A 24,717-nucleotide genomic window follows, 5' to 3' on the forward strand; every position below is an offset into this window, starting at 1 on the left:
AAGAAAAGAGGGAGATTCACTCTCCCCCTACTTTAGCAATTCTTTTCGAAAGCTTGTTCTAAGTTTGTAATAATTTCGTCCATTGTTGCGCCTTCAATTTCATGACGGTGAATGAAGTGAACAACTTCTTTTCCTTTTAGTAATGCCATAGATGGTGAAGATGGAGGAATTTCTCCGAAGTATTCACGCATTTTTACAGTAGCATCTTTATCTTGACCTGCAAATACAGTTACAAGATGATCAGGTTGTTTTTCAGCACGTACAACCGCTTGACCTGCTGATGGGCGTGCTAAACCAGCTGCACAACCACAAACAGAGTTTACAACTACTAAAGTTGTACCTGATGCATTCTCCATAAATTCTGTTACAGCTTCTTCTGTAGTTAACTCTTCAAATCCAGAACGCACTAACTCTTGGCGCATTGGAATTACCATTTGACGCATGTATTCTTCATATGCATTTGACATCTTGTATCTCTCCTTCAACTTTCATTCCAAATTTATCATATCATGCTCTATTAATAGGTGCAAAAGAAAGATAACGATGATTTCATTTTTTTGTAGGGATTTCACAAACCCCTTCACGACAGTGTCCAACTGGGACAAGTTTTCTATTGTTGGCAATATAATCGTATACTTTACTTCCAAATCCAAGTACGATAGATAGTTTTATAAAAGGTACTGCAAACCAATAAGATGGAACGGCCTTTGCTAATACGTTAATGCTATGAATTCCGTCATACCACTTATTATTTTTTAAAATATACAATCTTTGTTCCATTTTACTTTGTAATTCTTGAGAAAGTTCATACTTCTCAACTACATCTTCATCTCGAAATGAAACAAATTTCATCTTACCCTTTTTATCTAATCTTTTCGTACGTTCTGCAACCGCCGTACACATCGGGCACCAACTATCATAGAAAACAATCATAAACTATTCCCCTTTACGAGACTCCGTCATTTGCTTCCATACTGATCCTTTTGCTTCTTCGCCGCCTTCAATACGTTCTAAAGCTAAACGTGCTTGCATCGCCACTTCAAACTCCGGATCATCTTCTGCTGCTTTTAGTGCCGGAATTGCACTTTCATCACCAAGTTCAAATAAGAACATTGCTGCACGCCAGCGTACTAATTTACTTGAATCTTTCAGAGATTTAATCATAACGAACATCGCTGCTGGATCACCTACGTCCGATAAGCAATCTCCTGCTGTACGACGAACACTTACTGAACGATCTAATAACGCTTTATATAATAACGGCAATACTCCATCACCTTTTACCATACCTAAATAAGCTGTTGCTAAACGGCGGATAGATACTTTCTCATCATCTAATGCCATTTTCAATACCATCATATCTTCTTCCGTTGGATCCATTTGTTCTAAAGCTGCAAAACGGTTTTTCCAGTCAGAATCTTTCATCATCTCTTCTGTTACTTTATATGGCTCACGCTTTTGAATCGTTACTTCAACAGCACCTGCTTGATCTAATAATTCTTTAACCGTTTCATTTACACGTTCTTCTGAATAAGCAGCAATAATTTCTTCTACTACTTCTTTCCCGATTTCTTCAAAATTACCGTAACGTGTACTTTGCTCTACCCACTTACGCTCTTTCACAACGTTAGGTGCAGACATTTGCACTTTCATAATTGATTCTTTAAAACGATCAGGTAAACCAACACGCTCTTCTGAGGTTCCATCTGTTAACTTCACTTGCATCGGAATTGTAAAGAACATTTGAACAAACACTTTCACTTCTCCAAAATGAGAAAGTTGTTGTTCTTCGCTTTCTTCCACTATTTCTTCACCGAAAACAGCACGAACTTGTTGTAATAAAACTTTCCAGTCATACTTCGCATTTCGCTCCACTGCTAAAAAGTCTGCAACATGATACACACCTTTAATGCCTTCAATCTTCAAAATTTCTTGCACTTGCACTGGTGCTTGTTCTTTATTTTCATTTGTATAATTATTACGCGCTCCTGATGGTAATACTTCATTCAAAATAACTTTCATTGTATTCGGACTTGGCGTCGGTTCAATTGCTTTAATCTTCACGTAAAAAACTCTCCTTTATTGCGTGTTCTTAGCTGTATTGTAACATGTTACCCCTTTATACTCCTACTCGGATGCTTAATTTTACTAATTCCTCTTCTACATTTTTAGAATTTCAATTATTTCTATTTTCACCTAATCGTTCCGGAACTATAGTTAAAAGTCTAATTGAAAATAACAAAAAAAGGTATTAATCTTAACTCATAAAATGACCTTGGTCATTTTATGAGTTAAGTCACTTAATTGTGGAGGGATAACAAATGAATAATGTCATGGTTATAGGTGGTGGTATTGCTGGTCTTTGTGTAGCAATTTCCTTACAAAAAATAGGATTAGATGTAAAAGTATATGACAAAAATATTGAAACTACTGTTGCTGGTGCAGGTATTATCATTGCCCCAAATGCGATGCAAGCACTTGAACCATACGGAATTTCTGAGCAAATAAAAAAATTTGGCAACGAAAGTGACGGTTTTAACCTTGTATCCGAAAAAGGAACTATATTTAGTAAATTGACCATTCCAGCTTGTTATCCAAAAATGTACTCCATTCATAGAAAAGATTTACATCAATTGCTACTTTCCGAACTACAAGAAGGTACTGTCGAATGGGGAAAAGAGTGCGTAAAAATAGAACAAAATGAAGAAAACGCCTTAAAAATATTATTTCAAGATGGTAGTGAAGCACTCGGCAATATACTCATTGCTGCAGATGGTATTCATTCTGTCGTTCGAAAACAAGTAACACAAAGTGACGGTTATCGTTATGCCGGTTATACGTGTTGGCGCGGCGTAACTCCAGCTCATAGTCTATCTTTAACAAACGATTTTATTGAAACTTGGGGAACAAACGGTAGATTTGGTATCGTCCCTCTCCCAAACAACGAAGTATACTGGTATGCGCTCATAAACGCTAAAGCTAGAGATCCCAAATACAAGGATTACACAACAACAGATTTGTATAATCATTTCAAAACTTACCATAACCCCATCCCATCTATTTTAAATAACGCCTCTGACATTGATATGATTCATCGTGATATTGTAGACATTATTCCAATGAAACAGTTTTTTGACAAACGCATCGTCTTTATTGGGGATGCTGCCCATGCACTTACACCTAATTTAGGCCAAGGGGCTTGTCAGGCAATTGAAGATTCTATTATTCTTGCTGAATGCATCAAAAATAATGCCCACTATCGCCAAGCATTTATAGAATACGAACAAAAAAGACGAGAAAGAATTGAAAAAATCTCAAACACTGCGTGGAAAGTTGGAAAAATGGCGCAAATAGAAAGTAAACCTTTAACTATACTAAGAAACCAAGCAATGAAACATATTCCGAAATGGATTTCTGATAGGCGAGCACATGAACTATACAGTTTTCATTTATGACAAACTCCAACGAAAAGTATGAACGGAATTCTCTCTATCCTTCTTTCAATTGTATTAAACAGTAAAATTAGGAGGCATGAAATAAGATTTCATTTGAGATACTCTAATAAACAGATATAATTGTTTGTATTAGGAGTCGATTATATGCTTAGAGAAACGAGAAAAAAAGAATTAAAAGAACTTATATTCCTAAAAGCAGTACAGCTCTTTCAAGAACGTGGGTACGAAAATGTAACGGTTCAAGATATTACTACTGCATGTGGGATTGCAAAAGGAACTTTCTTCAACTACTTTCCGAAAAAAGAAAACATATTATTATTTTTAGGTGATTCTCAAATTGAACTATGGAATGAAAGTTTAAAAACGTATGAAAATGTGGAACATCCAAAAGAACGAATCAAACTTGTTTTAGGAGACTTACTAGATCGCTTTACTGGACATGGAGAATTAATGAAGCATGCTGTTTTTGAAATTATTAAATCTAACTACTTAGTAGAAAATGAATTAAAAAGTATACAACAGCTACAAGAAAGTTTGTCTTCAATTATTACAGCAGCGAAAGAAACAGGAAAATTAAACAGTCAATGGGATATAAATATTATCACTTCTACTATTATGAGTACTTATTTTTATACACTCATGTCCCAATCCCTATTAAATTCTAATGAAACAAATGCAAAAAATATACTCAATCAACAGTTAGATGTTGTTTGGGAAGGTATCAATCAAAAATAATAGAGGGCTATACTACATAGCCCTCTTAATTTTTAATGCTCTTTACGTTCTACCCCTATGCACCCTCCCTCCTTCTCTCCAGAAATGTAATACTCTCAATCAGAACTTCAGTTCTATATACTCTCTTTCCTTGTTCATCATCGTAATTACTCGTATGAATACGCCCTGTAATCCCAACAAGTGAGCCTTTCGTACAATATTCTGTTACATTTTCAGCCGACCTTCTCCATACAACACAATTAATAAAATCTACTTGCTGTTCACCTAAACTATTTCGAAAACCTCTATTCACCGCAACACATATTCGTGCATAAGCGACACCTTGTTTTGTGTAGTATAATTCTGGCTCCTTTGTCAATCTACCGATTAATACAACTCGATTCATCATAAGTTATACCACCTCACATATTTTTCTTCATTGTAAGGAAAAATGTGTGCAGGGTAAAAAGTGCAAAATGATATATTTTCAAGTAAAAAGTACTACTTTATATCTTTTAAAAGTAAAAAAGAAACCCTACATATTTTAAACATGTAAGGTTTCCAAAAACATTATACTTCACTGCAAGATATGTAATATCCTCCGCGGGCCATCTTTATTTCAGCGCGGTACATTACATTTTCTAAGTAGAAAGTAATCGGTTTAACTTTACTCTCAATTTTTAATTGTTCATTACATTTAGCCGCATAGCTTTCAATAGCTGAACGAATAACTTCTGCTGATGGATATGTTAAAGCGTCATCTAGTTCTATGAAAAAACTTTTAGAAAATAGTTTTTTCATAATCCCTTTTTTCTCTTTCATCATATTCCATCCCCCTTCAATTTAAGTTGCCAACATCATATTTTCAATTTATCTTTGAAAATAAAAAAATCCTGCACATTTCATGCAGGATTTTTTTATTAGTCATTTTTCGTAAAGTAAGAAACGAAACGAAGAATTTCTAGGTATAACCATACTAGAGTCATCATTAGACCCATTGCACTGTACCATTCCATATATTTTGGAGCTTGACTACGTGCACCGCTTTCGATTAAATCGAAATCTAGTAATAGATTTAATGCAGCAACTACAATAATAACTGCACTAATGATCATACCAATTGTCCCACCTTGGTGAATATATGGAACAGAAACACCGAACATGTTTAGTAAGAATACGATTAAATACATAACCATAATTCCCATTGTTGCTGCCATAACACCTGTGCGGAATTTATCAGTTACCTTCACTACGCGTGTTGCATATAAAACTAACATCGCAAATAGAATTGAGATTGTTAGTAATACAGCGTTTAAAACGATAGAATCCTGAAATTTCATTGCATAAACTGCTGAAATACTTCCTAACACTACCCCTTCTACTGCCGCATAAATCGGTGCACCAATTGGTGATATGCGTGGGAAGAAGATAGATGCAAACGCAACGATTGTCGCAATAACTAAAGCACCAATTAATACTGGCATTTTCATCGTACCATTTGACATCTGTATGTATGAATAGACAGACGTTGCAAGCAGCAAGATAAGCATGATAAACGTTTTGCCTACTGTTCCGCCAATAGTCATCGCGGAAGTATTTGCTCCCTCTTTACGGAATGCCTCTTTTTTCAACATTGGATTAGATGTTCTCATTTTTTCCCTCCTAAAATAGGTTCTACCAATAGTGTAAAGTTTTTCTCTTTACTTTTCAATATATGCAGCTTGTTTTTATTTTAATCCTTCAACGATGTCGGATAGTTCACTCCATCGTTCCATCGTTTTTTCTAGCTCTTCTTCTATCTTCTGCCCTGCTTCAGATAATTCTTGGGCCTTTGTGAAGTCAGATCCAACATTCGTAAGTTCTTCTCCAATTGATTCAAGTTTCTCTTCTAGTTGTGCAATTGTATCTTCAATTGTTTCCCATTCACGCTGCTCATTGTAAGAAAGTTTACGTTTACGTTGTTGTTTCGGAGCCTCTTCTACTACTTTTTTCTCCTTTTGAACTTCTGCTTTCTCAATGAGTTCTCTCGTTTTTTCCATTTCTAAATACTCTGTATAACTACCTAGGAATTCACGCACTTCGCCTTCGCCAGTAAAGATGAACAATTCATCTACTACTTTATCTAAGAAGTAACGGTCATGCGATACAGTTAAAACGACACCTGGGAAATCTTCTAAATAATCTTCTAGCACTGTTAATGTTTGTGTGTCTAAATCATTCGTAGGCTCATCAAGTAATAGTACGTTTGGTTCTCCCATTAAAATACGCAATAAATATAACCGTCTTCTTTCGCCACCAGATAGTTTACCAAGCGTTGTTCCATGTGAATGCGGTAGGAATAAGAAACGTTCTAACATTTGAGATGCGCCAATTACTTTTCCATCTGTCGTATGAATAACTTCCGCAATTTCTTTAATGTATTCAATCATACGCTGGTTTAAATTCATCTCTTCATTTTCTTGCGTATAATAGGCAACTTTTACAGTTTGTCCTACTTCAATTTCACCACTATCAGGAGAGAATTTTCCTGCAAGCATATTTAATAGTGATGATTTTCCGCTTCCATTTGCTCCGATAATTCCAATACGATCACCAGGCTTCACAATATGATTAAAGTTATGTAATACTGTTTTATCACCAAATTTTTTCGTTACATCTTTTAATTCAAGTACTTTCTTTCCTAAACGACTTCCACTTAGTGCAATATCAACTGATTGCTTCGCTGCTGGTCCTTCTTGTCCCTTTAGCTCATCAAAACGCTGAATACGCGCCTTTTGTTTCGTAGAACGGGCTTTTGCACCACGGCGAATCCAAGCAAGTTCACGACGATATAAATTTTGGCGTTTTGATTCTTGTGCCGATTCTTGCTCTTCACGAAGTGCTTTCGCTTCTAAAAATGTACTGTAGTTTCCTTCGTAGCTATACAGTTTACCGTTATCTAATTCAAAAATACGGTTTGTCACACGATCTAAGAAATAACGATCATGGGTTACAAGTAATACCGCACCTGTATATCTTGCTAAATATTCTTCTAACCATTCAACTGTCTCATGGTCAAGGTGGTTCGTGGGCTCATCCAAAATTAATAAATCAGGTGTTTCAATAAAACATTGCGCCATTGCAATACGCTTTTTTTGTCCACCAGATAGGTTTCCAACAGTTGCTGTAAAATCAGTAATTCCTAATTTCGTTAATAACGATTTTGCATTCGCATTTGCTTCCCATGCACTCATCGCATCCATACGTTGCTGCACTGCAAATAATTGTTCCTGTACTTTTTCATTACTTGGATCTTTTTCGATATTTAATAACGATTGTTCATAATCACGAAGAAGACGAATTAAAGGTGTATCACCATGGAACACTTGCTCTAATACTGTTAGTTTTTCATCAAACTCTGGTTGCTGTGATAAATAACTAATTGTATATCCGCGTGAATGCGTCATATCACCTGTATCAGGAGTTTCTAATCCTGCAATAATTTTTAATAACGTTGATTTACCAGTACCGTTTACACCGATAATTCCGACACGTTGTCCTTCTGTAATACTACATGATAATCCATCAAATAACGGTTTTTCTCCGTATGATTTCGATAAGTTCTCCACAGTTAACATTTTCATATTTGTGCATTCCACTCTTTCATAAATTGTTCAATAAACTGTTCCATATAACGATGACGAACTTCAGCCTCTTGTTTTGCTGCGTTCGTGTTCATTAAATCTTTTAGTTTTAAAAGCTTTTCATAAAAATGATTTAAAGATGGATCATTATTTTTTCTATATTCATCTTTCGTCATCACTTCTCGAGGAGGGATAGTTGGATCATACATTAATCTCCCTTTCGCTCCTCCGTATGCAAACGTTCGAGCTATTCCAATTGCACCAAGAGCATCTAAACGATCCGCATCTTGAACAATTCTCCCTTCAAGTGACTCAACTGTGCCACCATGACCGCCCTTATAAGACATATTGGCGATGATATGAAGAACATGCTTACTTTCCTCTTCTTCAACACGTAACTCTTCTAACCAATCAGAAACTTTTTTCATTCCTGCTTCTTCACTCTCATTTAACTTCTCATCTGCTACATCGTGAAGTAATGCTGCCATTTCAATTATAAAACGATTTCCCCCTTCTTGCTCGGATAAAGAAATCGCCAATTTATGTACGCGTTCAATATGATACCAATCATGCCCACTCGCATCTTTTTCTAAAATATGCTTTACGAAAGTTATTGTTTTTTGTATTTTTTCTTGTTTTATCATTTTATCTTCACCCAGTTACTTATTGTAACACGCCCGCATTTTTTCATCACATATTTTCTTGTCCGCCCATACACTAGGTGGTAAGCATCATTATGAAGGAGGAATAAAAATGTTCTATAATAACCAACCGCCTTACCCACAACAACCTCTTTATCCTCAACATCAGGAACAAAGATATGCTGAACAATATGAGGAGCAAGAATTACAACAGCAAGAACAACAATACGAACAAAATCCATACGCTACACCGCAAACTCAAGAACAACAAAATCCATATGACACACGTCCAAATTATGAATATCCTCAAAATCCATATGCAGCACCGCAAACTCAAGAACAACAAAATCCATACCCAACTCAGCAAACTCAAGAACAACAAAATCCATACCCAACTCAGCCACAACAACCACAATACCAACAACAAATGTATCAACCCAACTACGACGCACGTGTCTCACCACCAAAACCACCAACAATCGATCCGACGCAACCTCAAATTTTACCACCTGGACCTACATTCGATATTACGCAGCCTCAAATTTTACCACCTGGACCTATTACAGAACCAACGCAACAACAAATTCAACAAGTTGTCGGTACACAGTTTTTACCTTTAAAGAAACCTGTACTTGATTTCGTAAAACCTTGGGTAGATTACGGCTTGAATGAAGCGAAACATACATCACACAAACATGCTTTAACAGAAGTTGCTGCGATTATGTTCTTAGTTGGTAAAGGATTTAATCCGACGATTGCACATTATATTGTGGAATCTTGGGAGAAGAATGAGCAGTTTTAATCTTATTCATCTTGTGTTAAGCAAAACTATAAAAGTGTCGCAAACGCCTGTTATACAAGCATTTGTGACACTTTTTCATTTGTTATATTACATTCTATTTCAATAGGGAATTTCATATTTTTTCACGTGTTTTTATATTATTTGTGAGCAAAATGTGAGCAAATAATAGCCTTTTAATTAAACTGTATTAAATCGATTTTTATTTTAAAAACAATTCATTTAACATACATTTCTACAATAAATATTGTATTACAATCACCTTGATAAATAGGTATTACCGTTCCCATTTTTGAACTTGTGTGCGGAACAAATTTCAGGATATTAATTCAAATCAAATTCATTGTGAAACATTACTTTATCAGCCTTTTGTATATTCGATAAATCAAAATAACCCAAAATGCACTGTATAAAATCGGGCATTTTTAAATCTAAAACAAAAGAGCATAGCGTGTATATAAGGTGATACCAACACTCTATATACCGTCCGCCTACGCTAGATAGGCACAAACACTTGCTGTACTCTTACGGACTATTTTACAGTACGTAAGAGCTCCTTAACAACAGTTTGCTTACAATTGGCATTCTGTTGCTTTTTTGTTTATACAAAGGGGCTAATTAATGATGGAAAAGAAACGTATCGATGTTATCGCAAGTAAAGAATCCTTCCATAATTTATCATCATTCACAGATTTAGAAGAACTAAATAAAACTGTACGTACATACAGAGACAACATTCGTATGTCTATTAAACGTACTGACGTACAATCTAAATTAATTACATTACTTGAAATTTTAAAGCGCCACAGCTTTAAATATGTAGGTGTTAGTTTCCTATGCAGAAATAGAATTGCTGCATAGATGGAAGTTTCATATAAAACTGTACAACGTTTAATGAAGAAACTTGTCGATTTAGAGATGATTAAACAAGTGGCAATGAAGCGCACAAAAGATATGCTACAAACTTCTAATGCCATTATCATTCAACCAATTGTGGAAGAAGTATCCGACAAGGTAAATACAAAAACTCCTACAAAGTGCCCTACCATTAAAACAACCCCTTCTTCCTTAAAACAAAATATAAAAGATAAAAACAAACGTAATAGTAATGAGAATAGCAATACTCCTGAAAAAAACATTAAAGAAGCTGATTTCGTAGCTCACTGGGTACCAGAACGTTTTGTTTCTTTAACTAGCTCTTTTTACAGTGAATCAAAAACAATTCAAGAACTGTGGAAGGTCGTAAGACAGTGCAATAAAGTTACAAACTTCTCTACAGGTGATAAAGCATTTACTAAGGACCAAGAGGTTACTAATATAACGCGCGAAAACGGTGATAAATTCAGAAAATCGATCCCCTCCTCCGGTGCCCCTTAGAGCAATTTTTGATGAAATATTTTAAGGGGGGGTGCTGTTTCCGAATCATTTTCACCACTTTTCATCATGTTCCCATTTGTTGATTTTCTTTTTAAATGTTCTTCCGTGTTCTTTATTGTGGCAATTAACACAGACTGTTTCGAGATTGTCTATTTCTAATGCAAGTTCTGGATGATGTTCTAGTTCTTTTATATGATGAACAACGAGTTGTATCTTCTTACGCTTTGCGCTCTCACTATACTCATTGGTATCAGTTTGAACTCGACCATTTCGTTTACATTCTTGGTTGGCACTCATAGTTGTCTCGTTTCTTTACTTGTTCTCGTATACTCTTCCACTCGCCACTGTAATAGAACTTACGCTTCTGTTGTTTGGTTTTGTATTCTTTCATAACCGAAAGAACTCTACCTGTTCTCCCACAATAGGATGATTATGCTGTATGCTTTTTGTGTTAATACCTTGTTCATCTGGTTCAACGTGTTCGGTGTGAATGTAAGAACCTAATCTACAATTATAGTTTGTCTTCCAATCAAAACTAACTCTTACTCTACCTTTTATCTCTTCGCCTTTATAAAGCACAATAGGAACAGCATTGATATCTGATTGCACAATTTGTAATAAAGGTTCTTCGTTAGCTTTTATATCATCCGATTGTTTGTACTTCCCTAACTTAAACATATCTACAAAAGCACCGTTACATTTCGGACAAACGGTTACTTCTTGATATTTTTCTTTAGATGGATGATACACCTTATTTTGATGACCACACGCTAAACATTCAGAACGATTGAAATATCTTGTTTCTGTACGTACCTCACACATCTATCCTCACTCCTTATCTATAAAATAAAAAGCACCCGAATGGATGCTTAGATTAAACTTATTCATTATCAATATCTCTACTTTCATCATTAACTGATTTCGGGTCTAACAAGCTTCCTATATCAGGCGGCAAAGTTAACTCTATACCAGCTACTGGCTGATTATCCTCATTAAAATAATACTTCTTTACCTTATTCAATTCTTCATTTTTCTTATTTTCACTCATATTCTCCCGCCTTTTATGTATGATATTAAACACTTTATTTAATATGTACATCGAGAAAGATAATATACTATTTTTTCAAATCTCACACGAATTATACACTTTTGGCATTATAAAAGAGCAACCATGCGTCAGTTGCCCTTTCGTCAAAATCTTATGCTATTACTATAAATACGGTAAATGAAGTTTTATTCTTCTTCCAACCACCTAACGTTGTTTACACTTATCTAGGTAACAATATTAAGTAACTGGAAGAAGAGCAAAAGCCCTTCTCCGTTTACACAACGTGAATTGCAATTGAATGTGAAATCAAGAAACAACTGTTCAGCCAATCTGCAACCATCGCCACCGGTTATGACGATCCATTTTCAGATATAAGGAGTTTTGTGAGCAATGTTTTCCGCCACTACTCACAATACAAAGATATCACGTTGATTCCAAAACAACCGACACATTTACTGCCAAAAAGCGGTCACGACTCTGCCAATTATTTTAATTTGCTAATCGCCTTTATTTCCCTAGACAACCTCACTGCAACAACCATAAAGAATAGATTGAATTTTATTTAGTTATTATGCTTGATCTGATTGTAGAACATGTAATGGAGGCGGAATAATCCAACCTTTTTTCTTATTCAGACGAAGTAATATAGCTCCAGCTTGGGCCTTTTTCATATGAAATTGACCAAACATCATTCCAACGTCTTCTCGAAGAGATTGTCCCATAGCTTGACTACATGCTACTAACCCAGCAGCAAGATCCATAGAAACTTTAGCTGCAATTTCTGCATCATTAATACGAGCACCAGGAGGAATCGTTTCAATAGATGCAACTGGTCTTTCTGGAGGTGCTGGTGGTAATGCAACACCATTCAATTTTAATATATTTTTTAATTCTTCAACTTCTGATTGAATATCATTCTCTACAAGGTTTTCTAAAAATTTCTTTAAATCCTCGTCTCCTGTGTGGTTAATAAGAACTTGATATCCAGCAATTGCACCTTGTGCCGCTGCAAGGTAACTCCAAATTCCAAAGACTTCTCCGTAGTGCATTGGTTCATTTTGTGGATTTCCACTTAAAATACCCATAAAAATATTCCTCCTTAAAGAAATTAGACTTTTAGCAACAATACTTACTATAGAAAAAATTTTCCCAACCATGTTCTTGATTAAAGAAAATAAATTCTTATAACTCATAAGGAACACCTTACCCAAATATAGTAATTACCTCTCATAGAATGTACCGTTACCAAAAATTTATTCTTATAAAGAATAAATACATTTCAATTAACTTAATCCATTATTATAAGTACTTTTAATAATAAAAATTAAAGATGTTTATTGGAATTTCAATTCAAATGGTTTTATATATTTTCAACCGAATATTGTCTAAAGGAACTGGAGATATTACTAAATACGAAAGGAGGGAAAACCATGAAGAAAAAACTTTCATCTATTTTAGGTGCCCTATTACTAACTATTATGGTTTTTGGTACAAGCGTCCATGCTGAATACGATGGATATAATACGAATAGAGTTAACAATACTACAACTCGAGTTAATGACTATAACACGAATAGAGTTAATGACTATCATATGAATAGAGTTAATAATGATGTGAGAACTCGAAATGTAAATACGACAAATGATTTAAATGATAATCGTAATAAAAATAATAATTGGGCTTGGCTTGGTTTACTGGGGCTAGTAGGATTATTTGGTCTTAGAAAAAAAGACAATGATCCAGAAAGACGTTAATGTAGAACATTGTATTTAATTTTAAAAGATATTTATTTATCAAAAAAATGCAAAATGAATCGCCTTTAATAAGGCGATTTTTTATTTTTTAAAATCAATAACAATCACAATAAACGGATGCAATTAATCGGAAACAATGAATTTCTTAACTTAATAGTAATAGAGCATTACATCTATTTGACGAATTACGCTCCTTTTTTATGCCTTTTCTTCACTTACCCATATCTTATATTTTGTGTAACTGCCCCTATTGCTGAATCCCTTGATATTCTTAGCTTCATAATACTTTCCCTTTTAAGTTACACAACGCATAAAAAATGGGTAATTATAAAAATCAAAAAACAAAAAGGACTTTGCTATATCTTAAATCGAGTCATAGCCTTATCCATCGCATCTTAGTTTACACCTATATATCGAAGTGTCACTTTCTCACTTGAATGATTGAATATCTCCATTAACAACGCAATGTTCTTTTTTTGCATGTACATATGATATCCAAATGTCTTTCTTAACGTATGAGTACCTATCTCCTTTAAGCCAAACTCTGCCGTTGTACTTCTAAGTATCTTATTGCCATGCTGCGCCCAATTGGTCTATTAGTTCCTTCACGACTCTTAATTTAAATATTCATTTTCATCTCTTTCCTCAATGTACCGTTCTCTTTTTAACGCTGGAGTTAATTGAATCCGTTTCTGTTTGCCTGTCTTCTTTTCTCTCATTGAAATATGGCTACCTTTCAAGTCACCTATCTTCAATTTTAGAATGTCACTAATACGTAATCCCGTATTAATTCCCATTACAAACAAAATATAATTGCGTTCATTGTTTTCCTTCAGATATTCTTTAATCTGCTGTATTTGCTCTGGATCACGAATAGGTTGAACAAAGTTCATATATCCTTCCCTCCATTTTGTTCTTCTGTCTCATATACTTCTAATCTAAGAGCAAAAGCTAATTTATAAAAAGCATTAGATTTATTTCTTCTATATGTACGTTCACTCATACCAATATCGTTATAAACCATGTAATCAAACACTTCTTCATCTTCTAAATATCGTTTTACAATAATCTCCCTTTGACTCTTGCTAAAGCGACTTAACGCCTTATCGATTTGAAAGATAAACGTTGTAATTTCACTTCTCTTTCATTCATTGCAATATTTGCTAAAGCAACATCTTCAGCTGGCTTTCCTACTATGTTTATTGGACCGTGATATCTCACCTCACAAGAAGCTGTAACCTTCATCTCATTTCTAATCATCCCAAATTGTCTATAAATACGAACATTTTCAAGAATCTCTTCTAAACGAACTTGTGTTGCTTTACGATCGATTTTGGGTAAGAATGTTAATTGCTTCATATGTATAAACACTCCTTGTCTGTTTTATTAATGAAAATAAAAAAGCGGACATCAAACCATAGGGCACTATCGCTAATGCTCTTTATGGTTTGATGTCCGCTAGTTCTTCCAGTAGGACTAAATATTTAATTTTTATTATACCATTTTTACATAATTTATCTATTTTTCTATTCAAAGGATTATTTTATAAACATATTAACTAGCAAAATAATTAGTATTATTAAGCTATTACTCCAATCGTTCTATTTAATTTATACATATATTAACAGTAAACCGAGGAAAGGAGGTTTTTTATATGGCTGAGCATACAAAATGTGTTTGCGAACAATTAGAAAGATTACAGTTAGGTACAGAAGTAGATGTTTTCCTTACAGGAACAACACTAGAGGATCTTATTTTTACTAACTTTAATCCTGATAATTTTTGTGTAACATTTGTGGATAACACAACAGAACCTGGCTCTATTATTATTTTGGACTGTCGTGATATTCAAGCACTTAGAATTGAAGCTGAGTAGAGTAAAGATGGGGCTTTGGAAAAAAGCCCCATCTCACAATTCCATAAGCATATTTCAATACAAACTATAAAAAAGAGGAGCCAGAAAAATGTCAGTTTTCATAAACTATGCTCTTACTCCCAAAGTATTCAATCCTAATCTAACATCTCTTCCAAATAACCGCCCTTCTTTTATCCCAACCCCAAAAGAGAGTTCTAAAGATATTTGCTATCTTTTAGAAACATTTTACTTAGGAAAAAAAATAAAGCAACTTTTAGTTAACGGCACAGTATTAAAAGCTTCTATATTTGTAGGATTCCATAATAAATCATGCCTTGCTACATTTATAGGTGAAAACGGAGATATCACTGTAGTTAACTGTGAGCGTATTGATGCGATTCTACTCTAATTGTGAAGTTATATTTGAATAAATAAGCATTATTTTTAAGATACACTTGTAGTTCTTACACATAACGCCAGTAACTGATACTGTAAGAGACTTAGTCTGAAGAGCACTAATATACAGTTCTTTTTTTGGCTCGGCCAAATAAAACTAAATACTCCGTCAATAATGTAGATAGGCTGTATGCCAAAACTCATTTAAAGTAGTTTTCTCTGTATCTCCTTGTAGCGAGCAGTTAGCTTTTGCTAGCTGCTTTTTTTATATTCTCAATTTCATTACACATACTGCTTACATATCAGTTAAAAGGGGCATTTCACTCTCTAAACTCATGGACAAGTAAAATTTCTTGTCTTTTGTTATTCTTATACAAATTTGGTTTTATTCCACGCTCCTTAAACATATCCTAGTATCGCAAGACACTCGCTCAAAGAGTTACCTCCTTATCGATGGGCACTTGTTTACAGTGCTCTTTTTTTACATGTTGATTTTATTTTCAAATGAATTTTTTGCCTAGTTCACTTTACCCACTGAATAAACTTTTAAGTTTTCACCTATACTACCCATGAGCTATTACAGATGTAGCTCAATCTTTCCAAATCACAGCTGTTCATTCATTTGGTAGGCAGTTTTCACTTACCAACTGTCTGCCATATTATTTTCATTGGTTCTTTATTATAAAATCCAAGAATAAATCCCTAAAAATTTTACATACTATAGGTGGGCTAACAGCCATAATTGTTTTCCTATGAAATTGTGCCGAATCACATATCCTTTAGAGACAGTACTGAGAACATCGCAGTTAGCTTAATTAGCTAGCTGCTTTGTTGTATTAAAATTCTACATAAGTACATACTATTTATGAAATGCTTGATTGATTGTCATTTGAGATGCACTTCAAATTCAGTATTCCCGCTCCTTAGGAGAACAGCCTATGTATCTGTTCTCCTATTTTACGTTTAATTTTTACCTTAAAATAAGAAAATCATCAATTTTATTGAATCGATCTCTTGTTATTATTGAAGCTCGTCTTTCAAGAGCACTTACAAATAGCGCTCTTTTTTTGTTATAAAATAAATTCTTTATCTTCTTTTACATATTTTTTAGCTAAACTGCACACGATACTTATAAGCCATTCGAACTAGTGGCTTCACTCTTCTTGTAAAAGAATGGGAAGGCAATTTATCGCAATTGGCTAACTCGTTCAACCCACAAGCAGGCAAGGAAACTTTGCCTGCTATTTTTGTATAACTTTCTTAATTTGAATCATACTATCCAGGAACCTGTTTACCAATACAAGTCATTTTGGTGTTTTGAAGCATCTCCTCCTTCTAGAACAAGCAATTTTGCTTGTTCTATTTTCGATTAAAGTACTATTTATATACCTCTCTTCCCTAGTCTCTAAATTTTATTTTTTAGTATCAAAAATAAGAATTTGTACATTATAAAAATGTTCCACACTATTATGTGGTTACATAAGGAGGAGTTAAAAATGGACAAACGTACTGAGAAAAAAGTTGAAGCTGTGGCACGTAAAGCTGCTGATTTAGAAGTTTCACAAGAATTAACTAGTCTTAAAAATCAAATTCAACAGTTACATCAATCTTTATCACAAGCATCTCAAGGTCAACAGCAAGGATTACAACAAAATCAACAAATGGGTGGCCAACAAGGATTACAACAAGCTAATCAATTAATGCAACAACTTCAACAATTTAGTAATCAATCTCAACAACAAATGCAACAAGCTGATCAACAATTACAGCAAACAATTCAACAAGCTATTCAAACATTAAACCAAGGATTACAGTATCTACAATCTAATCAAACGTTAAGTCAAATAAATCAAGCTATTTCTCAGGCTCAATCACAAGTTGATCAAGTGAGCCAACAAATGGGTGGCCAACAAAGCCAACAAATGGGTGGCCAACAAAGCCAACAAATGGGTGGCCAACAAAGCCAACAAATGGGTAACCAACAAGGTCAACAAATGGGTAACCAACAAGGTCAACAAATGGGTAACCAACAAGGTCAACAACAATTTCACTAAGAATATTCACAGTAATTCCAACCGTAATAAATTTTCCGCAACTTATATCACAGTAAGTAAACTCCAATTTCTTTTTGTTAGTTATTATTAAAATTAAGTAAATAACAATATTTTTTTGAAGGAGCACTTTTTATAGTGCTCTTTTAAAGTGGATAATTTTAGTATCAAATAATGTTTTTGTTAAAAACTTTTCACACTTAAACTGGACAAGCATATGCTATTGTATGGAGACTCTCCACTCATAGAAATCAACTTTTCTTGTTTAAGAGCATACTTATATGTGTGCTCTTTTTATTTGTTATTCAATGAAGATTAAGCTTTAAAATCACACCATTCTAAAACATCATGCATATAATGTCATGTTTCCTCTTTCAATATACATCTTGGTGCAGGGCGCTTTTCTTAAGCGCTCTTTAGCTTTAAAATAACGCTTTTGTTTAATCTTCTAGACCTACCACCAAATATGTTGTGTCATCCGACCAACCTGCTTCTTTCTCCATATGAATTTCCTCTAACGTTTTATAAACAGGGAGTCCAATACACTCCCACTCGACTTTTTCAGCCGGGTCCATTTCCTCAATGACAACATCATGAATATCTCCGAAGCCTATAACATCCATTAGGTAATACCCAACCGCTTCATATCAACTCTTCGCCCTAATGACTTTTATATTTTCACCAAAACCAAACATCACTTTATAGAATTTCATTTGAACCTTATTTGTTTTTTCAACACATTCTGCAATCCAATCATAATAACTCTCTTCGACGAGAAGCACCTCACCTACACCTTCAAGATGCTTCTTCTCCCAAATCGATTTATCTTCTCTTATATCCTGGTATTTCATTTACATACCTCTTTTCTACAAGATAACTATTTTATGAAGCTTTTAAGTATCCAATTTCCCTTGCATAATCACGCATCTTTTTCATTTCTTCCTCTGACCAACCCCAATGAGTACAGTACAGACCGCCATATCCATTTCTACCGTTTGGATTGTCATTCCCATAGATGAAGTCAGTAAGATCTCTAATTAGTGCCCACATCGTTCCACCGCTTGAGAAGCACCTTTCTTGCTTCTTGTTCTTATATGAGCTTCTTGTCATACGCATAGAAACATTTGAATAGTGATCTACAAACCAAAGATTTCTACCATCATGTTTAAAATGAGCTGTTCTATTTTCATCTTCATAACGAAAGAAATCCTTTTCGTGATCTGCTAAGTAACTAAGAAGTGAATTCACAATTTCTATGCGTTGATTTCTATCTTTCTTCATCTCTCATTCCCCTTTGTTCATGATTTTGTAACAGATGTATACAAGTTTGTGTGTTACACTAAATTCATTCGAAGATGTCATTCGTTATTTATAGAATCAATAATTCTTAATACCCCGTCCCCTGCCCTAGCTCCCCTGCTAGGGCTTTTTGTTGTTAAAATAACGTTTTTGTTTAGTTTTCCTCTACCATGTTTTCTAACGCTTCTAACACATGATTCAATGTTATTTCATCACCCAAAACCGTTCTATTCATCTTAATGTGCCAGATAATGTTTTCCAGATTCTTTTTCTTATCCATATTTCCACGCCTTTCTATACAAAATTCAAACTCTATTAAATTAATTGCGTTTTCCGCTCATCCATACGAGTTACTTTTCCGTTTTTATATACAAAGGACTGTTCACCGTGGCCACTAGTTGGTGGTTCAATCAGATGAACTTTTCCATCTTTCACAACGTAAATCATATTCTGATTTAATGAAATTTCAGCTGTCATTTCTGCAATGTTTTCTTTAATAATTCCCAACGAGACCACTCCCGAATTACTTTGTCGAAGTAATTCGGGAGTGGTCTCGGCTTTTTTATTTGTCTACAAATATTGCACAATGTTTTCTGGAATGAATGCTTTTTCATCTCTTGCTCGCTTACACATTTCTTCAGCTTCTTCCCATACAAATTGTTTATCCTCCGCTCTACTTCCTGCCGTAACTACATGATTAAGCCTCCTGTTGATGACTAAACTTCCGGTCTAAGTTCACAAATTTACTAAATTCTTTAATGAATGCTAGTTCAACAACACCAACTGGACCATTTCTCTGTTTCGCTAAAATGATTTCCGTAATGTTTTTATTTTCTGTTTCACGGTCATAGTAATCTTCGCGATATAAGAATGCGATTAAGTCCGCATCTTGCTCAATTTGACCATTTTCACGTAGGTCTGAAAGTAACGGTCTTTTATCTTGCCTGCTTTCAACAGCACGGCTTAATTGTGATAGTGCGACTACGCAGATATTTAACTCTCTTGCCATAAGTTTTAGCTTACGACTAATCTCACCGATTTCTTGCATACGATTCCCTCTATGCTTTGGATCACCGACAATGAGCTGTAAGTAATCAATTGCAATTAATACCTTTTTATCAGGATGCTTTCGCTTCAATTTCCTAGTCTTAGCGTAAATCTCTTGCATCGTTACATTCGCTTTATCGTAAATTTCTAGTGGTAAATCATTTATCAAACCCATTGCTTGACTAATCTTTTCCCAATCTTTTAAATCGCATAGTTTTTTGGGATTCTTTAATTTCGTAGCATCTATATTTCCAGTACTTGAAATCATACGTTTAATTAACTGTTTTTCTCTCATCTCTAGCGAAAATACCCCTGTTGCTGCATGAAAAGCGACGTTTAATACAAATGCTGTTTTCCCCATTGAAGGTCGAGCACCAACAATGATTAAATCGCCTTCTTGTAATAATTATTTATGCATCAAATGTTTCTGGATTATCAAGAAGCAAAAGCAAATAATTTTGTGTCCCTACTTTTATGTTAAGAAAACTTCCTTCCCTACAGTTAAAAACATATATAATCACAGAAAAATTCAATGTAACACCACAATTTGCTGAAAAAAGGCTTTTACATTATGAAAATCAATTACTAGCAAGTAAATTACAGAACCGAATATCACAATACTGTAATTTTAAAAATTAACAATAATAGAGGTATTGAACATGAAAGGAAGTTTTCAGAAACGTAGAAATATGTGGTCTTTTACAATAGACATCGGTATAAATCCGGTCACAGGAAAACGACAGCAAAAAAGTAAAAGTGGATTTAGAGCAAAGAAAAAAGCCCAAAATGCTGCTGCAACAATGATTATAGAGATTGAAAAAGGAATATATTTTGATGACAAACAATTAACTGTTTTAGATATATGGGAAAAGTTAAAGCCTCTTCGTAAAGCTGAATTAAAAATTACATCTTATGAAAAAGACATGAGTTTAGTTAGGCTCTATATCCTTCCCACATTTAGTTATAAAGAAATTAAAAGTATTAAACCCGTTATGGTTCAAAGCTACTATGCTGAACTTAAGGAAAAAGGACTATCAAATGGTACAATCAGTAATATCCACCGCTGCCTAAGATGTATTTTCAAACACGCTGTAGAATGGGAAATCATACATGATAATATAATAAATAAGGTTAAAAAACCACGCGAAGAGCAAGGTGAGATGAAAACATGGTCTAGCGAAGAATGTAATCAATTTCTTCATTATCTAAAAGAAAAAAATACTAAGTACCATATGTTCTTCTTACTTGCAATCTATACAGGTATGAGACGCGGAGAATTACTTGCACTAACATGGAAAGGTATGGACTTTGATAATAAACGTATCCTGGTTAATAAATCGCTTGTAAAAACAGAAAAAGGACTATTTAAAGCTGCTACAAAAACTAATTCTTCAAATAGAAGCATTAGTATCTCTTCTTTTGTTATAGAGCAGTTACAATCCTACTATTCCTATAAAAAGAAAGAATTTTCCCGCTGGGGTATACACTTGAATGAAGAGGCCTTTATTTTCACCGGCAATACGATACATTCGCCCTTACATATAGATGCTCCTCATCGCTTTTTGAATGATCACTATAAAAAAGCTGGTGTTCCTCGAATTCGTATACACGACTTACGACATACTCACGCTACACTCATGCTTCAAGCTGGAGAGCACCCTAAAATCGTTCAGGATCGCTTAGGCCATTCTTCCATTCAAATGACTTTAGACAAGTACAGCCATATCACACAAAACATGCAGCAACAAGCTGCCGAAAGTTTTGTGAACGTTATAAAACCTTATGAAAATATCAAATAAAAAACCGAAAAATTCTAATGTGAGCAAAATGTGAGCATTGAGTAAAAACAGGGCTCAGAAACCTTGATATAACAAGGTTTATAAGCCTATATCTTTGAATCTTGGGAGAAGAATGAGCAGTTTTAGAATTGTTGATTTAAAAAAACATAAAAACCTCAAAAATGCCAAATCCCTTATTTCACAAAGAATTTGGCATTTTTAAGTTTCTAGAAAAACCCGCTAAATATAAAGAGGAATTAAAAGTCATAAATCCGGTACAATACTGTATCCACGCCCAAGGAACTGTCAAATGAAATAACGTGTCTAACTTTTTGGAGTCTATTGACCTTTTCAAATCCCCTCATATTAATGCTCGCTATTAAGACCTTCTCCTTCTAGGACCTACAATTAATTTGATTGCTGTTCTTTCTTGATTATCGATAGTAACCTCTTGAAACGCTGGAACAAGAACCAAGTCAATGCCACTTGGAGCTACAAAACCTCTTGCAATCGCAATTGCTTTAATCGCTTGATTTAAAGAACCAGCTCCAATCACTTGGATTTCTACTTTGCCACTTGCTCTTAGTACGCCCGCTATTGCACCTGCCACTGAATTCGGACTTGATTTTGAGGATACCTTTAATATATTTTCCATGTAAGTTGCTCCCTCTATTATTTAATCTCTCTTTTCTTACTGTTTGAAATATAACTAACGTATCTTTAACTACTATTCGAAATAAATACAAACAATTCTGTATAATTACATTCATTCGATATTTTTTGCCTTCTTCCTGCACAACTACATAAATAAAAAGCGACGACTAAGTTAAAAACTTAATCATCGCTTTATCCATTTCTCTGTTTCACTAAAATGCTGTCCTTTAAATACTTCTCTTCTTTACTTTGGCGATATTTGTGATAATGGTATAAATTCAGTTGAATTAACAGTTACAAAACTAAGTTAATACTATTCCCTCACATTCAGATGCTAATTCAGCATCTTTTTTATTGCATAACATTTTTTTGATTCCTATCGTCCTCTTATAGAACATAAGCTCCTATTTCACTTTTCTATTCATCTAATAAACATGAAAAAGTGCCGAAATCCTTCTTCCACAAGAATTCGGCACTTTTTTTATTAAAACCGATTCATTCTTTCCTACTTCTCCACATAAACCGATTTAACTATCGTACGATTATAAGGTTGTCCTTCCTTATTCATTCCTTTCATATCAATTGTAACGTTATATACACCTGGCTGTTCTATATTTTTCAAAGCACCTGTAAATGTAGTTGTATTAATGTTTTTCGATTCATTTGATTCAGAAACTAATTTTCCATCTTTATTAATTACTCGTACTGTTACTGAAAGATCGCCTTTCATTTCTGGAGCTACAGGTGATTTTTTGAGTTTATACTCTGCCTTATTTACTTTAACCTTTGCCGGCATTTGAAGGACGAACGGAGCATCTTTTTTGTAATCGGTCACGATTAAATATGCATCTTTCGGCTGCTTCGCCATCATTTTAACTTGCCATTCTCCTGCTTCCATTTTATCAAATTTAAATGTTCTTATAGTGGCTCCTTTAAAGAGAGATTCACCTTCACCAGTAGATACAGCACTATCTTTATTTGTATAAACTTTTCCTTTTGGAGATATTAGTTGTATTTCTACATCTGAAGAAGCTGTTAAAATAGAAACTACCCCTTCTGCTTTTTTATCAACTGCGACAGTTTGTCCTACCCACTCATTTTGTGACAACTCTCCTCCTAAAATAGCTTGATTAGAAGTTGTGTTTAATTGTTCTACCTTATCCTCTGAACTATTACTCGGGGCTAATAAAGCTGGTACTGGTACATTTACTGTCCGTAAATATGGTTCAATTCGTGCGAAAACGGCTGAACCTTTTCGTATATTATCATGATCAAATCGTGAATCTGTAAATAAATGTGTTCCATATGGTAACTTAGCACTCCATTCGTTCACCAATCCATCATTAGAACCGTATGATGACAAATACAACCCGCCCATAGATAGTGCTGAAAAAACAGGTCCCCAGCTTGTCCCAGTAGCCGTATAGTAACGGTTTAATTTAGCTGCAGGATTATTATCTATTGTAGAACGAAACTTTGCCATTTCACCTATTTGCAATGAATATGTCCCATCATCTTTTTGACCTAATATAGAGGCAAGCCATCCTGCCCACCAACTATATGATAAATCCGCTAAATTGGATCCGTAATGCGGAGTGGCAAGCGTAATAACATTTCCAACAAATCGATTCGCTCCATATCCAACTAACGCAGCTTGTGTATCAATACCACCTTTACTGTGAGCTACAATATTTACTTTTTTGCCAAAATGATTATAAATCTCTTCAAGCTTTTGTGCTAACAATTTTCCATTGTCCCATTGGCTAGCTGATCCTTTCCCCGCGGCATCATATAATTGAATAAATACAGTTTGATAGCCTGCTTTCAAAGCATAATCGTACATATCATTCATCTCATGATATACTGTCTTTCCATACCAACTATCCGCATTACCATTTCTTCCTTGTACAAAGAGAATTGGTGTTTTATTCTCATCATAATTAGCAGGTTTCTGACCTAAAAACCATTCTCCAGGAGTAAATACTTCTTGATTTGGAAAGCCAGTCTTAAGCTCTGTTACAACCTCCGCGTGTACATTTGCACTAAAAACCAGCGGACTCATAAAACAAAGTACAATAAATAATGCGATACTCCTTTTCATAATTCCCATTAACATCCCCCTTTTTCTCCCGAAAGAAAACGCTACCATTCCGTTGAACACCAATTGTTTTAAATTCCATTTAATCAATTACTTTTACGTTACAATATAATAAGAAATTAATAGCC

The 24,717-nt window shown here is 34.4% G+C and carries 26 protein-coding genes and 7 pseudogenes; 10 read left to right on the forward strand and 23 right to left on the reverse strand.

Translation table 11 applies throughout. The features are described from left to right. Positions 1-32 precede the first annotated feature (32 nt). From AC0IXC_RS06295 to AC0IXC_RS06305, 3 genes are all read right to left on the reverse strand, one after another. On the reverse strand, positions 33-467 hold the full coding sequence (locus AC0IXC_RS06295) for a BrxA/BrxB family bacilliredoxin (RefSeq protein ID WP_002012568.1): 435 nt from the start codon (positions 465-467) through the stop codon (positions 33-35). Between the two features lie 82 nt (positions 468-549). Next, positions 550-933 carry a thiol-disulfide oxidoreductase DCC family protein gene (locus AC0IXC_RS06300; RefSeq protein WP_002085930.1) on the reverse strand — a complete coding sequence of 128 codons (384 nt, stop codon included), beginning with the start codon at positions 931-933 and terminating at the stop codon, positions 550-552. A 3-nt stretch (positions 934-936) separates the two neighbouring features. Next, complete coding sequence (locus tag AC0IXC_RS06305; protein WP_016094150.1) at positions 937-2,064, reverse strand: conserved virulence factor C family protein; 1,128 nt, start codon at positions 2,062-2,064, stop codon at positions 937-939. A 257-nt stretch (positions 2,065-2,321) separates the two neighbouring features. Here AC0IXC_RS06305 and AC0IXC_RS06310 point away from each other — a divergent pair, with 257 nt between their 5' ends. Together AC0IXC_RS06310 and AC0IXC_RS06315 are read left to right on the forward strand one after the other, a co-directional pair. Beyond that, on the forward strand, positions 2,322-3,455 hold the full coding sequence (locus tag AC0IXC_RS06310) for an FAD-dependent oxidoreductase (protein ID WP_471652714.1): 1,134 nt from the start codon (positions 2,322-2,324) through the stop codon (positions 3,453-3,455). 144 nt (positions 3,456-3,599) lie between these two features. Further along, positions 3,600-4,190, forward strand: coding sequence for a TetR/AcrR family transcriptional regulator (locus AC0IXC_RS06315; protein WP_002136037.1), 591 nt, complete (start codon positions 3,600-3,602; stop codon positions 4,188-4,190). Between the two features lie 55 nt (positions 4,191-4,245). On the opposite strand, the gene AC0IXC_RS06320 is transcribed toward AC0IXC_RS06315, so the two are convergent. From AC0IXC_RS06320 to AC0IXC_RS06340, 5 genes are all read right to left on the reverse strand, one after another. Continuing rightward, a complete protein-coding gene (locus AC0IXC_RS06320; RefSeq protein ID WP_002085936.1) occupies positions 4,246-4,578 on the reverse strand; it encodes a single-stranded DNA-binding protein in 333 nt (110 codons plus the stop codon). A gap of 161 nt (positions 4,579-4,739) precedes the next feature. Beyond that, positions 4,740-4,994 carry a DUF4318 domain-containing protein gene (locus AC0IXC_RS06325; RefSeq protein WP_002012563.1) on the reverse strand — a complete coding sequence of 85 codons (255 nt, stop codon included), beginning with the start codon at positions 4,992-4,994 and terminating at the stop codon, positions 4,740-4,742. 95 nt (positions 4,995-5,089) lie between these two features. Further along, positions 5,090-5,821, reverse strand: coding sequence for a Bax inhibitor-1/YccA family protein (locus tag AC0IXC_RS06330; RefSeq protein WP_215591191.1), 732 nt, complete (start codon positions 5,819-5,821; stop codon positions 5,090-5,092). Positions 5,822-5,896: 75 nt separating this feature from the next. Beyond that, entirely contained in the window at positions 5,897-7,792 is a 1,896-nt protein-coding gene (locus AC0IXC_RS06335) for an ABC-F family ATP-binding cassette domain-containing protein (RefSeq protein WP_002127139.1), read from the reverse strand. Beyond that, positions 7,789-8,436, reverse strand: coding sequence for an HD domain-containing protein (locus tag AC0IXC_RS06340; RefSeq protein ID WP_002065130.1), 648 nt, complete (start codon positions 8,434-8,436; stop codon positions 7,789-7,791). Before AC0IXC_RS06340 ends, AC0IXC_RS06335 begins: the two co-directional genes overlap by 4 nt. Positions 8,437-8,545: 109 nt before the next feature. On the opposite strand from AC0IXC_RS06340, the gene AC0IXC_RS06345 reads away from it, so the two are divergent. Continuing rightward, on the forward strand, positions 8,546-9,235 hold the full coding sequence (locus AC0IXC_RS06345; RefSeq protein WP_113734563.1) for a hypothetical protein: 690 nt from the start codon (positions 8,546-8,548) through the stop codon (positions 9,233-9,235). 621 nt (positions 9,236-9,856) lie between these two features. After that, positions 9,857-10,546 (forward strand): annotated as a pseudogene (locus AC0IXC_RS06350) (helix-turn-helix domain-containing protein); the annotation flags it as partial. Between the two features lie 114 nt (positions 10,547-10,660). Here the strand turns inward: AC0IXC_RS06350 and AC0IXC_RS06355 are convergent. The 4 genes and pseudogenes from AC0IXC_RS06355 to AC0IXC_RS06370 all read right to left on the reverse strand — a co-directional run bounded on the left by AC0IXC_RS06355 (position 10,661) and on the right by AC0IXC_RS06370 (position 12,742). Continuing rightward, positions 10,661-11,000, reverse strand: a pseudogene (locus AC0IXC_RS06355) (HNH endonuclease). Further along, on the reverse strand, positions 10,997-11,431 hold the full coding sequence (locus tag AC0IXC_RS06360; protein ID WP_215591189.1) for a hypothetical protein: 435 nt from the start codon (positions 11,429-11,431) through the stop codon (positions 10,997-10,999). Before AC0IXC_RS06360 ends, AC0IXC_RS06355 begins: the two are co-directional and overlap by 4 nt. A gap of 58 nt (positions 11,432-11,489) precedes the next feature. Continuing rightward, a complete protein-coding gene (locus AC0IXC_RS06365) occupies positions 11,490-11,657 on the reverse strand; it encodes a hypothetical protein (protein ID WP_044441988.1) in 168 nt (55 codons plus the stop codon). Positions 11,658-12,226: 569 nt separating this feature from the next. After that, entirely contained in the window at positions 12,227-12,742 is a 516-nt protein-coding gene (locus AC0IXC_RS06370; RefSeq protein WP_000512143.1) for a DUF3231 family protein, read from the reverse strand. Between the two features lie 345 nt (positions 12,743-13,087). Between AC0IXC_RS06370 and AC0IXC_RS06375 the strand changes: the two genes are divergently transcribed. Next, positions 13,088-13,411: a WGxxGxxG family protein gene (locus tag AC0IXC_RS06375; RefSeq protein ID WP_215591188.1), complete on the forward strand. Its 324-nt coding sequence runs from the start codon at positions 13,088-13,090 to the stop codon at positions 13,409-13,411. A gap of 395 nt (positions 13,412-13,806) precedes the next feature. Here AC0IXC_RS06375 and AC0IXC_RS06380 read toward each other — a convergent pair. After that, positions 13,807-14,304, reverse strand: a pseudogene (locus AC0IXC_RS06380) (tyrosine-type recombinase/integrase). After that, positions 14,301-14,770, reverse strand: a pseudogene (locus AC0IXC_RS06385) (ArpU family phage packaging/lysis transcriptional regulator). Before AC0IXC_RS06385 ends, AC0IXC_RS06380 begins: the two co-directional pseudogenes overlap by 4 nt. A gap of 295 nt (positions 14,771-15,065) precedes the next feature. Between AC0IXC_RS06385 and AC0IXC_RS06390 the strand changes: the two are divergent. The 3 genes from AC0IXC_RS06390 (at position 15,066) to AC0IXC_RS06400 (ending at position 17,716) form a co-directional block, all read left to right on the forward strand. Further along, entirely contained in the window at positions 15,066-15,287 is a 222-nt protein-coding gene (locus AC0IXC_RS06390) for a hypothetical protein (protein ID WP_000807683.1), read from the forward strand. Between the two features lie 88 nt (positions 15,288-15,375). Further along, a complete protein-coding gene (locus tag AC0IXC_RS06395) occupies positions 15,376-15,675 on the forward strand; it encodes a hypothetical protein (RefSeq protein ID WP_044442001.1) in 300 nt (99 codons plus the stop codon). A 1,483-nt stretch (positions 15,676-17,158) separates the two neighbouring features. Next, positions 17,159-17,716 carry a hypothetical protein gene (locus AC0IXC_RS06400; protein ID WP_471652715.1) on the forward strand — a complete coding sequence of 186 codons (558 nt, stop codon included), beginning with the start codon at positions 17,159-17,161 and terminating at the stop codon, positions 17,714-17,716. A gap of 437 nt (positions 17,717-18,153) precedes the next feature. On the opposite strand, the gene AC0IXC_RS06405 is transcribed toward AC0IXC_RS06400, so the two are convergent. The 7 genes and pseudogenes from AC0IXC_RS06405 to AC0IXC_RS06435 form a co-directional block, all read right to left on the reverse strand. Next, positions 18,154-18,336, reverse strand: coding sequence for a hypothetical protein (locus AC0IXC_RS06405; RefSeq protein WP_471652716.1), 183 nt, complete (start codon positions 18,334-18,336; stop codon positions 18,154-18,156). A gap of 24 nt (positions 18,337-18,360) precedes the next feature. After that, positions 18,361-18,564: a hypothetical protein gene (locus tag AC0IXC_RS06410; RefSeq protein ID WP_471652717.1), complete on the reverse strand. Its 204-nt coding sequence runs from the start codon at positions 18,562-18,564 to the stop codon at positions 18,361-18,363. A gap of 31 nt (positions 18,565-18,595) precedes the next feature. Continuing rightward, entirely contained in the window at positions 18,596-18,994 is a 399-nt protein-coding gene (locus AC0IXC_RS06415; RefSeq protein WP_471652718.1) for a hypothetical protein, read from the reverse strand. A 172-nt stretch (positions 18,995-19,166) separates the two neighbouring features. Beyond that, entirely contained in the window at positions 19,167-19,292 is a 126-nt protein-coding gene (locus tag AC0IXC_RS06420) for a hypothetical protein (RefSeq protein ID WP_254904960.1), read from the reverse strand. Positions 19,293-19,327: 35 nt separating this feature from the next. Beyond that, entirely contained in the window at positions 19,328-19,519 is a 192-nt protein-coding gene (locus AC0IXC_RS06425) for a DUF3954 domain-containing protein (RefSeq protein ID WP_044442009.1), read from the reverse strand. 63 nt (positions 19,520-19,582) lie between these two features. After that, positions 19,583-19,687 (reverse strand): annotated as a pseudogene (locus tag AC0IXC_RS06430) (cell division protein SepF); the annotation flags it as partial. Positions 19,688-19,709: 22 nt separating this feature from the next. Further along, a pseudogene (locus AC0IXC_RS06435) lies at positions 19,710-20,462 on the reverse strand (DnaB-like helicase C-terminal domain-containing protein); the annotation flags it as partial. Positions 20,463-20,465: 3 nt separating this feature from the next. Here AC0IXC_RS06435 and AC0IXC_RS06440 point away from each other — a divergent pair. Beyond that, positions 20,466-20,698, forward strand: a pseudogene (locus tag AC0IXC_RS06440) (ImmA/IrrE family metallo-endopeptidase); the annotation flags it as partial. 20 nt (positions 20,699-20,718) lie between these two features. Then, the gene (locus AC0IXC_RS06445; protein ID WP_471652719.1) at positions 20,719-21,858 is read left to right on the forward strand and encodes a tyrosine-type recombinase/integrase; all 1,140 of its coding nucleotides are present in this window, start codon (positions 20,719-20,721) and stop codon (positions 21,856-21,858) included. A gap of 358 nt (positions 21,859-22,216) precedes the next feature. Here the strand turns inward: AC0IXC_RS06445 and AC0IXC_RS06450 are convergent, their stop codons facing one another. Together AC0IXC_RS06450 and AC0IXC_RS06455 are read right to left on the reverse strand one after the other, a co-directional pair. Next, positions 22,217-22,492, reverse strand: coding sequence for a stage V sporulation protein S (locus AC0IXC_RS06450; RefSeq protein ID WP_002035358.1), 276 nt, complete (start codon positions 22,490-22,492; stop codon positions 22,217-22,219). Positions 22,493-22,996: 504 nt separating this feature from the next. After that, positions 22,997-24,607 (reverse strand): lipase family alpha/beta hydrolase, encoded by a 1,611-nt coding sequence (locus tag AC0IXC_RS06455; RefSeq protein WP_434088048.1) that lies wholly within the window; start codon positions 24,605-24,607, stop codon positions 22,997-22,999. Positions 24,608-24,717 lie beyond the last annotated feature (110 nt).

This window comes from Bacillus sp. AC266 (assembly GCF_979253805.1).

Excerpts from the sequence above, each read along its gene's own strand:
- AC0IXC_RS06360 (WP_215591189.1), bottom strand. The coding sequence starts at position 11,431 with ATGTGTGAGGTACGTACAGAAACAAGATATTTCAATCGTTCTGAATGT.
- AC0IXC_RS06400 (WP_471652715.1), top strand. The coding sequence starts at position 17,159 with ATGGACAAACGTACTGAGAAAAAAGTTGAAGCTGTGGCACGTAAAGCT.
- AC0IXC_RS06405 (WP_471652716.1), bottom strand. The coding sequence starts at position 18,336 with ATGGATGTTATAGGCTTCGGAGATATTCATGATGTTGTCATTGAGGAA.
- AC0IXC_RS06330 (WP_215591191.1), bottom strand. The coding sequence starts at position 5,821 with ATGAGAACATCTAATCCAATGTTGAAAAAAGAGGCATTCCGTAAAGAG.
- AC0IXC_RS06340 (WP_002065130.1), bottom strand. The coding sequence starts at position 8,436 with ATGATAAAACAAGAAAAAATACAAAAAACAATAACTTTCGTAAAGCAT.
- AC0IXC_RS06335 (WP_002127139.1), bottom strand. The coding sequence starts at position 7,792 with ATGAAAATGTTAACTGTGGAGAACTTATCGAAATCATACGGAGAAAAA.
- AC0IXC_RS06315 (WP_002136037.1), top strand. The coding sequence starts at position 3,600 with ATGCTTAGAGAAACGAGAAAAAAAGAATTAAAAGAACTTATATTCCTA.
- AC0IXC_RS06370 (WP_000512143.1), bottom strand. The coding sequence starts at position 12,742 with ATGGGTATTTTAAGTGGAAATCCACAAAATGAACCAATGCACTACGGA.
- AC0IXC_RS06320 (WP_002085936.1), bottom strand. The coding sequence starts at position 4,578 with ATGATGAATCGAGTTGTATTAATCGGTAGATTGACAAAGGAGCCAGAA.
- AC0IXC_RS06300 (WP_002085930.1), bottom strand. The coding sequence starts at position 933 with ATGATTGTTTTCTATGATAGTTGGTGCCCGATGTGTACGGCGGTTGCA.
- AC0IXC_RS06345 (WP_113734563.1), top strand. The coding sequence starts at position 8,546 with ATGTTCTATAATAACCAACCGCCTTACCCACAACAACCTCTTTATCCT.
- AC0IXC_RS06325 (WP_002012563.1), bottom strand. The coding sequence starts at position 4,994 with ATGATGAAAGAGAAAAAAGGGATTATGAAAAAACTATTTTCTAAAAGT.
- AC0IXC_RS06375 (WP_215591188.1), top strand. The coding sequence starts at position 13,088 with ATGAAGAAAAAACTTTCATCTATTTTAGGTGCCCTATTACTAACTATT.
- AC0IXC_RS06410 (WP_471652717.1), bottom strand. The coding sequence starts at position 18,564 with ATGAAATACCAGGATATAAGAGAAGATAAATCGATTTGGGAGAAGAAG.
- AC0IXC_RS06390 (WP_000807683.1), top strand. The coding sequence starts at position 15,066 with ATGGCTGAGCATACAAAATGTGTTTGCGAACAATTAGAAAGATTACAG.
- AC0IXC_RS06450 (WP_002035358.1), bottom strand. The coding sequence starts at position 22,492 with ATGGAAAATATATTAAAGGTATCCTCAAAATCAAGTCCGAATTCAGTG.
- AC0IXC_RS06420 (WP_254904960.1), bottom strand. The coding sequence starts at position 19,292 with ATGGATAAGAAAAAGAATCTGGAAAACATTATCTGGCACATTAAGATG.
- AC0IXC_RS06295 (WP_002012568.1), bottom strand. The coding sequence starts at position 467 with ATGTCAAATGCATATGAAGAATACATGCGTCAAATGGTAATTCCAATG.
- AC0IXC_RS06365 (WP_044441988.1), bottom strand. The coding sequence starts at position 11,657 with ATGAGTGAAAATAAGAAAAATGAAGAATTGAATAAGGTAAAGAAGTAT.
- AC0IXC_RS06415 (WP_471652718.1), bottom strand. The coding sequence starts at position 18,994 with ATGAAGAAAGATAGAAATCAACGCATAGAAATTGTGAATTCACTTCTT.
- AC0IXC_RS06395 (WP_044442001.1), top strand. The coding sequence starts at position 15,376 with ATGTCAGTTTTCATAAACTATGCTCTTACTCCCAAAGTATTCAATCCT.
- AC0IXC_RS06455 (WP_434088048.1), bottom strand. The coding sequence starts at position 24,607 with ATGTTAATGGGAATTATGAAAAGGAGTATCGCATTATTTATTGTACTT.
- AC0IXC_RS06310 (WP_471652714.1), top strand. The coding sequence starts at position 2,322 with ATGAATAATGTCATGGTTATAGGTGGTGGTATTGCTGGTCTTTGTGTA.
- AC0IXC_RS06445 (WP_471652719.1), top strand. The coding sequence starts at position 20,719 with ATGAAAGGAAGTTTTCAGAAACGTAGAAATATGTGGTCTTTTACAATA.